This is a genomic window from Nonomuraea guangzhouensis (assembly GCF_019396345.1).
GTDB lineage: Bacteria > Actinomycetota > Actinomycetes > Streptosporangiales > Streptosporangiaceae > Nonomuraea > Nonomuraea guangzhouensis.
In genome coordinates, this window is sequence record NZ_JAHKRM010000067.1 from 14571 (window position 1) to 28724 (window position 14154).

11 protein-coding genes are annotated in these 14154 nt (G+C 66.2%); all 11 read right to left on the reverse strand.

The genetic code is table 11. The annotated features are described in order from the left end of the window. Position 1: 1 nt before the first annotated feature. On the reverse strand, positions 2–838 hold the full coding sequence (gene rplB / locus KME78_RS61790; RefSeq protein WP_214633175.1) for a 50S ribosomal protein L2: 837 nt from the start codon (positions 836–838) through the stop codon (positions 2–4). 104 nt (positions 839–942) lie between these two features. Next, positions 943–1245, reverse strand: coding sequence for a 50S ribosomal protein L23 (gene rplW, locus KME78_RS61795; protein ID WP_219539600.1), 303 nt, complete (start codon positions 1243–1245; stop codon positions 943–945). Continuing rightward, on the reverse strand, positions 1245–1907 hold the full coding sequence (gene rplD, locus KME78_RS61800; RefSeq protein WP_219539601.1) for a 50S ribosomal protein L4: 663 nt from the start codon (positions 1905–1907) through the stop codon (positions 1245–1247). The genes rplW and rplD overlap by 1 nt, the downstream gene beginning before the upstream one ends. Beyond that, entirely contained in the window at positions 1904–2557 is a 654-nt protein-coding gene (gene rplC, locus KME78_RS61805) for a 50S ribosomal protein L3 (RefSeq protein ID WP_219539602.1), read from the reverse strand. Before rplC ends, rplD begins: the two co-directional genes overlap by 4 nt. 14 nt (positions 2558–2571) lie before the next feature. Continuing rightward, positions 2572–2880 carry a 30S ribosomal protein S10 gene (gene rpsJ / locus KME78_RS61810; protein ID WP_012887830.1) on the reverse strand — a complete coding sequence of 103 codons (309 nt, stop codon included), beginning with the start codon at positions 2878–2880 and terminating at the stop codon, positions 2572–2574. Between the two features lie 276 nt (positions 2881–3156). Beyond that, positions 3157–4350: an elongation factor Tu gene (gene tuf, locus KME78_RS61815; RefSeq protein WP_219539603.1), complete on the reverse strand. Its 1194-nt coding sequence runs from the start codon at positions 4348–4350 to the stop codon at positions 3157–3159. A gap of 150 nt (positions 4351–4500) precedes the next feature. Then, entirely contained in the window at positions 4501–6600 is a 2100-nt protein-coding gene (gene fusA / locus KME78_RS61820) for an elongation factor G (RefSeq protein WP_219539604.1), read from the reverse strand. 39 nt (positions 6601–6639) lie between these two features. Continuing rightward, positions 6640–7110, reverse strand: a complete 471-nt coding sequence (rpsG, locus tag KME78_RS61825) for a 30S ribosomal protein S7 (RefSeq protein ID WP_138670613.1) — start codon at positions 7108–7110, stop codon at positions 6640–6642. Between the two features lie 2 nt (positions 7111–7112). Continuing rightward, positions 7113–7487: a 30S ribosomal protein S12 gene (gene rpsL / locus KME78_RS61830; protein ID WP_214633169.1), complete on the reverse strand. Its 375-nt coding sequence runs from the start codon at positions 7485–7487 to the stop codon at positions 7113–7115. A 648-nt stretch (positions 7488–8135) separates the two neighbouring features. After that, positions 8136–12011, reverse strand: coding sequence for a DNA-directed RNA polymerase subunit beta' (locus KME78_RS61835; RefSeq protein WP_219539605.1), 3876 nt, complete (start codon positions 12009–12011; stop codon positions 8136–8138). Positions 12012–12028: 17 nt separating this feature from the next. After that, the coding region (rpoB, locus tag KME78_RS61840; protein WP_219539606.1) for a DNA-directed RNA polymerase subunit beta at positions 12029–14154 on the reverse strand (2126 nt) is incomplete at its 5' end.

The window sequence follows — 14154 nt, forward strand, 5'->3', positions numbered from 1 at the left end:
CCTACCGCTTCTTCCTCTTGCTCCGGCGGCGGATGATCAGCCGGTCGCTGGACTTGTTGGCCTGGCGGGTGCGGCCCTCGGGCTTGCCCTTCGGGTTCACCGGGTGGCGACCACCGGAGGTCTTACCCTCACCACCACCGTGCGGGTGGTCCACCGGGTTCATGGCGACACCGCGGACGGTCGGGCGCTTGCCCTTCCACCTCATACGGCCGGCCTTGCCCCAGTTGATGTTGGCCTGCTCGGCGTTGCCGACCTGACCCACCGACGCCCGGCACCGCACGTCGACCATGCGCATTTCGCCGGACGGCATACGCAGCGTGGCGTACTGGCCTTCCTTGGCGAGCAGCTGGATCTGAGCGCCCGCGGAGCGGCCGAGCTTGGCGCCGCCGCCCGGACGGAGCTCCACCGCGTGGATGAAGGTACCCGTCGGGATGTTGCGCAGCGGCAGGCAGTTGCCCGGCTTGATGTCGGCCCCGGCGCCGTTCTCGATGCGGTCACCCTGCTTCAGGCCGGTCGGCGCGATGATGTAGCGCTTCTCGCCGTCGGCGTAGTGCAGCAGAGCGATGTTGGCGGTGCGGTTGGGGTCGTACTCGATGTGAGCGACCTTCGCCGGGATGCCGTCCTTGTCATGCCTACGGAAGTCGATGATCCGGTAGGCGCGCTTGTGACCGCCGCCTTGGTGGCGAGCGGTGACCCGGCCGTGTACGTTGCGGCCGCCCTTGCTGTGAAGGGGCGCAAGCAACGACTTCTCGGGCGTGCTGCGGGTGATCTCGGAGAAGTCCGAGACACTCGACCCGCGGCGACCCGGAGTCGTCGGCTTGTACTTACGGATGCCCATCTTTTTCGTTCATCCTTCGTCGGTTACATGGGTGAGCCCGCCGCACGCACGTGCGACGGTCTCTACCCCTGGCAGGCCGTACGGCCCGCCTACTTCTATGGCTGCTAGCCGATCTGACCGAAGATGTCGATCCGATCGCCCTCGACCAGGCTCACAATCGCGCGCTTGGTGTCGGGACGCTTGCCGAAACCGGTGCGGGTGCGCTTGCGCTTGCCCTGCCGGTTGATCGTGTTCACGCTGGTGACCTTGACCCCGAAGATCTGCTCAACGGCGATCTTGACCTGGGTCTTGTTCGCGGAGTTGCGCACCAGGAACGTGTACTTGTTGTTCTCATCGATCAGGCCGTAGCTCTTCTCAGAGACGACCGGCTTGATGATGATGTCGCGCGGGTCGGCGATCTTCTCCATCAGGCGTCTGCCCCTTCACTCGCATTGGCCGACCCTGCCGACAGCCGCGCCACGACCTGGTCGTACGCCTCCTGGGTGAAGACCACGTCGTCGTGGCAGAGCACGTCGTAGGTGTTGAGCTGCCCGGAGTCCAGCAGGTGGACCTCGGGAGCGTTGCGCAGGCTCAGCCAGGTCAGCTCGTCGGCCTCGTCGACGACGAGGAGGACGGTCCTGGACTGGGTGATCTTACGCAGGGCCTCGAGAGCCGCCTTGGTCTTCGGCGTCTCGCCGGTGACCAGACCGCTCACGACGTGCACGCGCCCGCCGCTGGCCCTGTCGGACAGGGCACCGCGCAGGGCGGCGACCTTCATCTTCTTGGGCGTCCGCTGCGAGTAGTCGCGCGGCACCGGGCCGTGGACGACGCCACCACCGGTGAACTGCGGCGCGCGGGTCGAGCCCTGACGGGCGCGACCGGTGCCCTTCTGGCGGTACGGCTTCTTGCCGCCGCCTCTGACCTCACCACGGGTCTTGGCCTTGTGGGTGCCCTGCCGGCGAGCGGCGAGCTGGGCCACGACCACCTGGTGGATCAGCGGAATGTTGACCTTGGCGCCGAAGATGTCTTCGGGCAGGTCGACGGTGCCGGCCTTGGAACCGCTGGCGTCGAGGACGTCAATGCTGGTCACTTGGCAGCCCCCTTCTTGGCAGCGGTGCGGACGAGGACCAGGCTGCCGTTGGCGCCGGGGATCGCACCCTTGATCAGGATGAGACCGTTCTCGACGTCGACGGCGTGAACCTTGAGGCTCTGCACAGTGGTGCGGACGTTACCCATCCGACCAGCCATGCGCAGACCCTTGAATACGCGGCCCGGGGTGGCGCAGCCACCGATGGAACCCGGCGAGCGGTGCTTGCGCTGCGTACCGTGCGACGCGCTAAGGCCCTTGAAGCCGTGTCGCTTCATGACACCGGCGAAGCCCTTGCCCTTGCTCTTGCCCGTCACGTCGACGAACTGGCCGGCCTCGAAGGTGTCGGCCAGGAGTTCCTGGCCCAGGGTGTAGTCGCTGGCGTCGTCGGTGCGGATCTCCGCGAAGTAACGGCGCGGGGTGATGTCGTGCTTACGCAGGTAGTCGCCGAGCGGCTTGTTGACCTTCCGTGGGTCGACCTGTCCGAAGCCGAGCTGAACGGCGGAATAGCCATCCTTGTCGGCGGTGCGGACCCTGGTAACCACGCACGGACCGGCCTCGACCACGGTCACCGGAACCATCCGGTTGTCCGCGTCGAAGACCTGGGTCATGCCGAGCTTCTTGCCCAGGACGCCCTTGATCGTCTTAGCCATGTCAGTGCGTTCCCTCAGAGCTTGATCGAAATGTCGACACCCGCGGGGAGGTCGAGCCGCATGAGCGAGTCGACGGTCTTGGGCGTCGGGTCGATGATGTCAATCAGCCGCTTGTGCGTGCGCATCTCGAAGTGCTCGCGGCTGTCCTTGTACTTGTGCGGCGAGCGGATGACGCAGTACACGTTCTTCTCGGTCGGCAGCGGCACCGGGCCCGCGACCTTCGCGCCAGTCCGCGTCACCGTCTCGACGATCTTCTTGGCCGAGCTGTCGATGACCTCGTGGTCATAGGCCTTAAGCCGGATGCGGATCTTTTGTCCCGCCATAGTGGCCTCGGTGTCCTTCGCTGTCGTCTGAAAAAGTATCGTGCGGCCTGTTGCCGCTATTTCGTGCAGGTCGAGCCCGCACAACCCCACGTGACAGACGTTGATGATCTGCCGTTTTCTTCCGTGATCCGGCAGTTACTTCGGTCACTCCGAAGCCACTGCGAGATCACGGCTTTCCCGTGGGGCCCGAGAGCGGGAGCCGTAGGGACTCCAGCCCTCTCGTGGTGCGGCGGTCGGCCTCGGTATCCGAGGGACGACCGCCGCCCCGCGATCGTACTACTTGATGATCTTGATGACCCGGCCGGCGCCGACGGTGCGGCCACCCTCACGGATCGCGAACTTGAGACCGTCCTCCATGGCGATGGGCTGGATCAGCTCAACGCGCATCTCGGTGTTGTCGCCCGGCATGACCATCTCGGTGCCCTCGGGGAGGTGCACGACACCGGTCACGTCAGTCGTACGGAAGTAGAACTGCGGGCGGTAGTTGTTGAAGAACGGCGTGTGGCGGCCGCCCTCGTCCTTCGACAGGATGTAGACCTGGCCGTTGAACTCGGTGTGCGGGGTGGTCGTGCCCGGCTTGATGATGCACTGGCCGCGCTCGACGTCGTCGCGCTTGATGCCGCGAAGCAGCAGCGCGGCGTTGTCGCCCGCGTGACCCTCGTCGAGGATCTTGTTGAACATCTCGATGCTGGTGACCGTGGTGGTCGTCTTCTCGGCCTTGATGCCGATGATGTCGACCTGCTCGTTGGTCTTGACGACACCGCGCTCGATACGGCCGGTGACGACCGTGCCGCGACCGGTGATCGAGAAGACGTCCTCGACCGGCATGAGGAACGGCTTGTCCGTCTCACGGGGCGGCTCGGGCACGTTCTCGTCGACCGCGTCCATCAGCTCGATGATGCTGTCGGCCCACTTCTCGTCGCCCTCAAGAGCCTTGAGCGCGGAGACGCGAACGACCGGGAGGTCGTCGCCGGGGAACTCCTGAGCCGAGAGCAGCTCACGGACCTCGAGCTCGACGAGCTCCAGGATCTCCTCGTCGTCGACCATGTCGGCCTTGTTGAGGGCCACGACGATGTAGGGGACGCCGACCTGGCGGGCCAGGAGGACGTGCTCCTTCGTCTGCGGCATCGGACCATCAGTGGCGGCGACCACGAGGATCGCACCGTCCATCTGCGCGGCACCGGTGATCATGTTCTTCACGTAGTCGGCGTGACCGGGGCAGTCCACGTGAGCGTAGTGGCGCTTCTCCGTCTGGTACTCGACATGCGCGATGGAGATCGTGATGCCGCGGGCCTTCTCCTCCGGCGCCTTGTCGATCTTGTCGAACGGAGTAGCCTTGTTCAGCTCGGGGAAACGGTCGTGAAGCACCTTGGTGATCGCCGCGGTGAGCGTGGTCTTACCGTGGTCGATGTGCCCAATGGTGCCGATGTTCATGTGCGGCTTGTTCCGCTCGAACTTGGCCTTGCCCACTGGTTCTCTCCTTGAGAATCTGTCTGACTTGCGTCTACACACTCGGGCCCGGGTGATCCCGAACCCCTAGGCGGTGAGGCGGCTCGCACCGCCCCACCAGAGGCCGAAGCCCCTTGACGGCTGGGCTGGGCCCGGCCGGGGGTTCCGGGACTAGTCGCCCCGGACCTTCGCGACGATCTCCTTGGCGATGCCCGGGGGCACCTCCGAGTAGGAGTCGAACTGCATGCTGTAGCTCGCGCGCCCCTGCGTCTTGCTACGCAGGTCGCCCACGTAGCCGAACATCTCAGAAAGCGGTACGAGCGCCGAGACGACGCGGGCGCCGGCCCGCTCGTCCATCGCCTGGATCTGCCCGCGGCGACCGTTGAGGTCACCGATGACGTCACCCATGTAGTCCTCGGGCGTGGTGACCTCGACGGCCATCATCGGTTCGAGGAGTACGGCGTCGGCCTTGCGAGCGGCCTCCTTGAAGGCCATCGAGCCAGCGATCTTGAAGGCCATTTCCGAGGAGTCGACGTCGTGCGCGGCACCGTCGATCAGCGTCACCTTCACGCCCACCATCGGATAGCCGGCCAGCACGCCGAACTCGGCGGCCTCCTGGGCACCCGCGTCGACCGAGGGGATGTACTCCCTCGGGACCCGGCCACCCGTGACCTTGTTCTCGAACTCGTAGCCGTCGTTGCCCTCGCCCAGCGGCTCGAGCTTGATGATGACCCGCGCGAACTGGCCGGACCCACCCGTCTGCTTCTTGTGGGTGTAGTCGACCTTGTCCACCGTGCGGCGGATGGTCTCGCGGTAGGCCACCTGAGGACGACCGACGTTGGCCTCGACCTTGAACTCGCGACGCATACGGTCGACGAGGATCTCCAGGTGAAGCTCGCCCATGCCCCAGATGACCGTCTGGCCGGTCTCCTCGTCACGACGGACCTGGAAGGACGGGTCCTCCTCGGCCAGCCGCTGGATCGCGGTCGACAGCTTCTCCTGGTCGCCCTTGGTCTTGGGCTCGATCGCGACGTTGATGACCGGAGCCGGGAACGTCATGGACTCGAGCACGACCTGGTTGGCCGGGTCGGACAGGGTGTCGCCGGTCGTGGTGTCCTTGAGACCCATGACCGCGACGATCTGCCCAGCGGACGCCGACGGGCGCTCTTCGCGCTTGTTGGCGTGCATCTGGTAGATCTTGCCGATCCGCTCCTTCTTACCCTTCACAGAGTTGACGACCTGTGAACCGGTCTCGAGCGTGCCCGAGTAGATGCGGATGTAGGTGATCTTGCCCAGGTGCGGGTCGCTGGCGATCTTGAAGGCCAGCGCGGCGAACGGGTCGTTCGGGTCCGCGTGACGCTCGATGACCTTCTCCTCGTTGCCGACCGCGTGGCCCGCGAAGGCGGGGATGTCGATCGGCGCCGGGAGGTAGTCGACCACCGCGTCGAGCAGGGGCTGAACGCCCTTGTTCTTGAACGCGGTGCCGGTGAGGACGGGGTTGACGGCGCTCGACAGCGTCGCGCGGCGGATGGCCGCCTTCAGCTGCTCCTCGGTCGGCTCGATGGCCTCGAGGAAGAGCTCCATCATCTCGTCGTCGTTCTCGGCGATGGTCTCGACGAGCTTGTCGCGCCACTCACGAGCGGCCTCGGCGTGGTCGGCCGGGATGTCGACGACGTCGTACATCTCGCCCTTGGCCGCGTCCTCGCTCCAGAGCAGGCCCTTCATCCGGACCAGGTCGATGACGCCCTTGAAACCGGCCTCGACGCCCCAGGGAAGCTGAACTACCGCAGGGGTGGCGGCCAGACGGGTGACCATCATGTCGACGCAGCGGTGGAACTCCGCGCCGACCCGGTCCATCTTGTTCACGAAGCAGATGCGCGGGACGTTGTAGCGGTCGGCCTGACGCCACACCGTCTCCGACTGCGGCTCGACGCCCGCGACACCGTCGAACACGGTGACCGCGCCGTCGAGGACACGGAGGTTACGCTCGACCTCGATGGTGAAGTCGACGTGGCCCGGGGTGTCGATCAGGTTGATCGTGTGACCGTTCCACTCGCAGGTCGTCGCAGCGGACGTGATCGTGATGCCACGCTCCTGCTCCTGCTCCATCCAGTCCATGGTGGCAGCGCCATCGTGGACTTCACCGATCTTGTAGTTGATGCCGGTGTAGAACAGGATGCGCTCAGTCGTGGTGGTCTTACCCGCGTCGATATGGGCGATGATCCCGATGTTTCGGACCTTTGCCAGGTCTAGAGCGGTCGTTGCGGCCACTTCTCTCGCGTCCTCGTCGTCTCGTCGAACCCGCCGGGGTTACCAGCGGTAGTGGGCGAAGGCCTTGTTGGACTCGGCCATCTTGTGGGTGTCCTCACGCTTCTTGACACTCGCCCCGAGGCCGTTGCTGGCGTCCAGGAGCTCGTTCATGAGGCGCTCGGTCATGGTCTTCTCGCGGCGGGCGCGGGAGTACTGCACCAGCCAGCGCAGGGCCAGGGTCGTGCTGCGCGCGGCGCGCACCTCGACCGGCACCTGGTAGGTCGCGCCACCAACACGACGGCTGCGAACCTCGAGGGTCGGCTTGACGTTGTCAAGCGCGCGCTTCAGGGTGACGACCGGGTCGTTGCCCGTCTTGTCCCTGCAGCCCTCAAGGGCGCCGTACACGATCGACTGCGCGATGGAACGCTTGCCGTCCAGGAGCACCTTGTTGATCAGAGCGGTGACCAGCGGCGAGCTGTAGACCGGGTCAGACATGAGCTGACGGCGGCCGGGAGAACCCTTGCGAGGCATAGTTAGCTCTTCTCCCTCTTCGCGCCGTACTTGCTGCGAGCCTGCTTGCGGTTGCGGACACCCTGGGTGTCCAGCGAGCCGCGAATGATCTTGTAGCGGACACCCGGCAGGTCCTTCACACGACCGCCGCGCACGAGCACGATGGAGTGCTCCTGCAGGTTGTGGCCCACACCGGGGATGTAAGCCGTGACCTCGATGCCGTTGGTGAGCCGAACACGGGCCACCTTGCGCAGTGCCGAGTTGGGCTTCTTAGGGGTCGTGGTGTAGACGCGCTGGCACACACCTCGACGCTGCGGATTCGCCCTTAGGGCAGGAGTCTTGGTCTTCGCGACCTTGTCCTGCCGGCCCTTGCGGACCAACTGCTGAATAGTGGGCACTGCCACTCCGTTCGTGCTGGCCGGTAATACGTCTTGTTCATTTCGCAGGTTCTGCCGGTGTCATGACCTGCTGGTTCTCCCCGTTTCGGCGCCCCCGCGCTCGGGCGTGTCGCGCTCTTCGCACAGACACATCCGCGGGGACAACTAGCCAGGAAGCCGTCCGGCGCTCCCATATATGAGCGCACAGCCGAGAGCCCGCTAACGACGGGCACGATGCTCTAGACTACCCAGGCCCACGCGACACGTCAAAGCAGCACGACAAAGCGGACACGCTTTTGCCACTACTGCTGGTCGCTGGGCCCTCTTCGATACATGCCCGGCTACTGCTCCACGCCCATGATATCCGGCTCACGGAGTATTTCGTCGCGGTTCCCCATGATGACTCGCACCGGACCGCGCATGGCCATGCGCGCGCTGGAAGGACGCACCGGGCATCGGGGCCGGCGGGTGGCCCCGGTTCACCCTCCGACCACCCAGACGGCCCAGAGCACGCACGTAGCGGCGCCCAGCCCCGTAAACCGGAGGAGCGTGCCCCTGGAGGGAGCCCGGCCCCGTATGGCGGGTGGGGCCCACCGGGCTGGCCGTAACACAGAACAAAGCACCGCGCCCGGATCACCAAGATCCAGACGCGGTGCTTCGAAGAACTGACTAGCGGTTGTACTGACCGAAGTCGTACTCCTCCAGCGGAACGGCCTCGCCGCTGCCGGTGCCGAAGGTGTAGTCGGCCGCGGAACCGTCGTATCCACCAACGGTGTACATGGCCGCCTTGGCCTCTTCGGTGGGCTCGACCCGGATGTTGCGGTATTGAGGCATGCCCGTACCGGCCGGGATGAGCTTACCGATGATGACGTTCTCCTTCAGGCCCAGGAGCGAGTCGGACTTGGCGTGGATCGCCGCGTCCGTCAGGACCCTGGTCGTCTCCTGGAAGGAGGCCGCCGACAGCCACGACTCGGTGGCGAGCGACGCCTTCGTGATGCCCATGAGCACCGGACGACCGGCGGCCGGGGAGCCGCCTTCCGCCACCGTCTCGCGGTTCATCTGCTCGAAGCGCGGGCGCTCGACGAGCTCGCCGGGCAGCAGGTCGGTCTCGCCGGACTCCAGCACGTTCACGCGCTTGAGCATCTGCCGCACGATGATCTCGATGTGCTTGTCGTGGATCGACACACCCTGCGAGCGGTACACCTGCTGGACCTCGGCCACCAGGTGCAGCTGCACGGCCCGCGGGCCGAGGATGCGCAGCACCTCGTTGGGGTTGACCGCACCGGCGACCAGCTGCTGGCCGACCGTCACACGCTGGCCGTCGGAGACGAGCAGACGCGAACGCATCGAGACCGGGTACGCGATCTCCTCCGAGCCGTCGTCCGGCGCGATGACGATCTTGCGAGCCTTGTCGGTCTCGTCGATGCGGACCCTGCCCTCGGCCTCGGAGATCGGGGCGACACCCTTGGGGATGCGCGCCTCGAAGAGCTCCTGGACACGGGGCAGACCGTGGGTGATGTCGGCGCCCGCCACACCACCGGTGTGGAAGGTACGCATCGTCAGCTGCGTGCCCGGCTCACCGATCGACTGGGCGGCGATGATGCCGACCGCCTCGCCGACGTCGACGAGCTTGCCGGTCGCCAGCGAGCGGCCGTAGCAGGTCGCGCAGACGCCGATCTTGGCCTCGCAGACGAGCGCACTGCGCGTGCGGACGGTCTCGATGCCGGCGTCGACCAGCGCGGTGACGTGGTTGTCGTTGATGTCGACACCCGCCGCCACGATGACCTTGCCGTCGACCTCGACGTCCTCGGCCAGGATGCGGCCGTGCACGTTGGACTCGGCGTTCTCCGCCTTGACCAGGCTGCCCGCCGAGTCCCGCTCGCCAACGTGCAGCGGGACCCCGCGGTCGGTGCCGCAGTCGATCTCACGCACGATGACGTCCTGCGCCACGTCCACCAGACGACGGGTCAGGTAACCCGAGTCGGCGGTACGCAGGGCGGTGTCGGCCAGACCCTTCCGCTGTCCGTGGGTGGAGATGAAGTACTCGAGCACCGACAGGCCCTCGCGGAACGAGGCCTTGATCGGACGCGGGATCGTCTCACCCTTGGTGTTGGACACCAGGCCACGGATGCCGGCGATCTGACGCACCTGCATCTTGTTGCCTCGGGCACCGGAGTTGACCATCATCCAGACCGGGTTGGTCGCCGGGAAGGCGTTGACCATGTCGGTCTCGACGTCGGCTGTGGCGTGCGTCCAGATCTCGATGAGCTCCTGACGGCGCTCCTCGTCGGTGATCAGACCGCGCTCGTACTCACGCTGGACCTTGTCGGCCCGGCGCTCGTAGTTCTCCATGATGGTGGCCTTGTTGGGCGGCGCGACGACGTCGTCGATCGAGATCGTGACGCCGGAGCGGGTCGCCCAGCGGAAGCCGGCGTCCTTGAGCGCGTCGAGCGAGTTGGCCACGTCGACCTTGGGATAGGTCTCGGCCAGCTCGTTGACGATCACGGACAGCTGCTTCTTGCCGACCTGGAAGTTGACGAACGGGTAGCTCGCCGGCAGCGTCTGGTTGAACAGGCACCGGCCGAACGTCGTCTCCAGACGGATCGGGTCACCCTGCTCCCAGCCCTCCGGCGCGACCCACTCGCGGGGCGGCAGGACGTCCTTGAGCCGGATCTGGATCTTCGCCTGGATCTCCAGCTCGTGACGGTCGAAGGCCATCTGAGCCTCGGCGATCGAGCCGAAGACCCGGCCCTCGCCCGCCGCGCCGTCCTTCTGGGTGGTCAGCCAGTAGAGGCCGATGACCATGTCCTGGGTGGGCATCGTCACGGGCTTGCCGTCGGCCGGCTTGAGGATGTTGTTGGTCGAGAGCATCAGGATGCGTGCCTCGGCCTGGGCCTCAGCCGACAGCGGCAGGTGCACGGCCATCTGGTCACCGTCGAAGTCCGCGTTGAACGCGGTGCAGACGAGCGGGTGGATCTGGATGGCCTTGCCCTCGACCAGCTGCGGCTCGAACGCCTGGATGCCCAGACGGTGGAGCGTCGGAGCGCGGTTGAGCAGCACCGGGTGCTCGGTGATGACCTCTTCGAGCACGTCCCACACGACCGGACGAGCCCGCTCGACCATCCGCTTGGCCGACTTGATGTTCTGGGCGTGGTTGAGATCGACCAGCCTCTTCATCACGAACGGCTTGAACAGCTCCAGCGCCATCTGCTTGGGCAGGCCGCACTGGTGCAGCTTGAGCTGCGGGCCGACGACGATGACCGAACGGCCGGAGTAGTCGACTCGCTTGCCCAGCAGGTTCTGGCGGAACCGGCCCTGCTTACCCTTCAGCATGTCGCTGAGGGACTTGAGCGGACGGTTGCCGGGACCGGTGACCGGGCGACCGCGACGGCCGTTGTCGAACAGCGCGTCGACGGCCTCCTGGAGCATCCGCTTCTCGTTGTTCACGATGATCTCGGGAGCACCGAGGTCGAGCAGACGCTTGAGGCGGTTGTTCCGGTTGATGACCCGGCGGTACAGGTCGTTCAGGTCGGAGGTCGCGAACCGGCCACCGTCGAGCTGCACCATCGGGCGCAGGTCCGGCGGGATGACCGGGATGCAGTCGAGCACCATGCCACGCGGCGAGTTGGTGGTGTTGAGGAACGCCGACACGACCTTGAGCCGCTTGAGCGCGCGGGCCTTCTTCTGGCCCTTGCCGCTGCGGATCGTCTCGCGCAGGTTCTCGGACTCGACGTCGAGGTCGAAGCTGATCAGGCGGTCCTGGATCGCCTGAGCGCCCATGCCGCCCTTGAAGTAGCGGCCGAAGCGGTCGCGCATCTCGCGGTAGAGCAGCTCGTCGCCCTCAAGGTCCTGGACCTTGAGGTTCTTGAAGCGGCTCCACACCTCGTCGAGCCGGTCCAGCTCACGCTGGGCCCGGTCGCGAAGCTGACGCATCTCGCGCTCGGCGCCCTCACGGACCTTGCGGCGCTGGTCGCCCTTGGCGCCCGCGGCCTCAAGCTCGCCCAGGTCGCCTTCGAGCTTCTTCTGCCTGGCCTCGACGTCGGCGTCACGGCGCTGCTCGATGTGCTGCCGCTCGACGGAGATCTTCGCCTCCAGCGAGGGCAGGTCACGCTCACGCATCTCGGTGTCGACATGCGTGATCATGTACGCCGCGAAGTAGATGACCTTCTCCAGGTCCTTCGGGGCCAGGTCGAGCAGGTAACCGAGGCGCGACGGGACGCCCTTGAAGTACCAGATGTGCGTGACGGGCGCGGCCAGCTCGATGTGGCCCATCCGCTCACGACGCACCTTGGCGCGAGTCACCTCGACGCCACAGCGCTCACAGATGATGCCCTTGAACCGGACGCGCTTGTACTTGCCGCAGTAGCACTCCCAGTCGCGGGTCGGACCGAAGATCTTCTCGCAGAAGAGCCCGTCCTTTTCCGGCTTGAGGGTGCGGTAGTTGATGGTCTCTGGCTTCTTTACCTCGCCGTGCGACCACTGACGGATGTCGTCGGCCGTCGCAAGGCCGATCCTGAGCTCGTCGAAGAAGTTGACGTCTAGCATTTTGTGCGATCTCCCCCTCAGACTTCTTCCACGCTGCTCGGCTCACGCCGGGACAGATCGATACCGAGCTCCTCCGCCGCGCGGAAGACGTCCTCGTCGGTGTCCCGCATCTCGATGGACATGCCGTCGCTGGAGAGCACCTCGACGTTGAGGCACAGCGACTGCATTTCCTTGATGAGGACCTTGAAGGACTCCGGGATGCCCGGCTCGGGGATGTTCTCGCCCTTGACGATCGCCTCGTAGACCTTCACGCGGCCCAGGACGTCGTCGGACTTGATCGTCAGCAGCTCCTGGAGGGCGTAGGCGGCGCCGTACGCCTCCAGAGCCCAGACCTCCATCTCACCGAAGCGCTGGCCACCGAACTGGGCCTTACCGCCGAGCGGCTGCTGGGTGATCATGGAGTAGGGGCCGGTCGACCGGGCGTGGATCTTGTCGTCGACCAGGTGGAGCAGCTTCAGGATGTAGATGTAGCCGACCGCGATCGGATAGGGGAACGGCTCGCCGGAGCGGCCGTCGAACAGCTTGGCCTTACCGCTCTGCTGCACCATCCGGTCGCCGTCTCGGTTGGCGACGGTGTTGCCGAGGAGGCCGACGATCTCCTCCTCGTGGGCGCCGTCGAAGACCGGCGTGGCCATGTTGGTGCGCGGGGCGACCTTCTCGAAGCCCTTGTCACGCAGCCGCTCGGCCCACGCCTCCTGGACGCCGGAGATGTCCCAGCCGCGGGCGGCGATCCACCCGAGGTGGGTCTCCAGCACCTGGCCGACGTTCATTCGGCCGGGCACGCCCAGGGGGTTGAGGATGATGTCGACCGGGGTGCCGTCCTCCAGGAACGGCATGTCCTCGACCGGCAGGATCTTGGAGATGACACCCTTGTTGCCGTGCCGGCCGGCCAGCTTGTCGCCGTCGGTGATCTTACGCTTCTGGGCCACGTAGACGCGGACCAGCTCGTTGACACCGGGCGGCAGCTCGTCGCCCTCCTCACGGGAGAACACCCGGACGCCGATGACCTTGCCCTGCTCGCCGTGCGGCACCTTCAGCGAGGTGTCGCGGACTTCGCGGGCCTTCTCACCGAAGATCGCGCGCAGCAGCCGCTCCTCCGGGGTCAGCTCGGTCTCGCCCTTCGGGGTGACCTTGCCGACCAGGATGTCGCCGGGTACGACCTCGGCGCCGATGCGGATGATGCCGCGCTCGTCGAGGTCGGCCAGGACCTCCTCGGAGACGTTGGGGATGTCCCGGGTGATCTCCTCGGGGCCCAGCTTGGTGTCGCGGGCGTCGACCTCGTGCTCCTCGATGTGGATCGAGGAGAGGACGTCGTCCTGCACCAGCCGCTGGGAAAGGATGATCGCGTCTTCGTAGTTGTGACCCTCCCACGGCATGAACGCCACGAGAAGGTTCTTGCCCAGCGCCATCTCACCGGTGTCGGTGCAGGGACCGTCGGCGATGACCTGGTTGACCTCGACCCGGTCGCCCTCAGCGACGATGGGCTTCTGGTTGAAGGAGGTGCCCTGGTTGGACCGCTTGAACTTGGCGACACGGTAGGTGGTGCGGGTGCCGTCGTCGTTCATCACGGTGACGTAGTCGGCGGAGACCTCCTCGACCACCCCCGCCTTCTCGGCGCTGATGACGTCGCCCGCGTCGGTCGCGGCCCGGTATTCCATGCCGGTGCCGACCAGGGGCGCCTCGCTCTTGAGCAGCGGCACCGACTGGCGCTGCATGTTGGAGCCCATGAGCGCGCGGTTGGCGTCGTCGTGCTCCAGGAACGGGATCATCGCGGTGGCCACCGACACCATCTGGCGCGGCGACACGTCGATGTAGTCGACCTCGTCGGCCCGCGCCAGCTCCGTCTCGCCGCCCTTGGTGCGGACCAGGACCCGCGAGTCGGCGAACGTGCCGTCGGCGTTGAGGATCGTGTTGGCCTGCGCCTTGACGAAGCGGTCTTCCTCGTCGGCGGTCAGGTAGTCGATCTGCTCGGTCACCTTGCCGTCGACGACCTTGCGATAAGGCGTCTCGACGAAGCCGAAGGCGTTGATCCGGCCGTAGGAGGCCAGCGAGCCGATCAGGCCGATGTTGGGGCCTTCCGGGGTCTCGATCGGGCACATCCGGCCGTAGTGGGACGGGTGCACGTCACGGACCTCGAAGCCGG

Coding starts and splice junctions, on each gene's coding strand:
- rplB (WP_214633175.1), bottom strand. CDS start 838: ATGGGCATCCGTAAGTACAAGCCGACGACTCCGGGTCGCCGCGGGTCG.
- rplW (WP_219539600.1), bottom strand. CDS start 1,245: ATGGAGAAGATCGCCGACCCGCGCGACATCATCATCAAGCCGGTCGTC.
- rplC (WP_219539602.1), bottom strand. CDS start 2,557: ATGGCTAAGACGATCAAGGGCGTCCTGGGCAAGAAGCTCGGCATGACC.
- rpsJ (WP_012887830.1), bottom strand. CDS start 2,880: ATGGCGGGACAAAAGATCCGCATCCGGCTTAAGGCCTATGACCACGAG.
- rpsG (WP_138670613.1), bottom strand. CDS start 7,110: ATGCCTCGCAAGGGTTCTCCCGGCCGCCGTCAGCTCATGTCTGACCCG.
- KME78_RS61835 (WP_219539605.1), bottom strand. CDS start 12,011: ATGCTAGACGTCAACTTCTTCGACGAGCTCAGGATCGGCCTTGCGACG.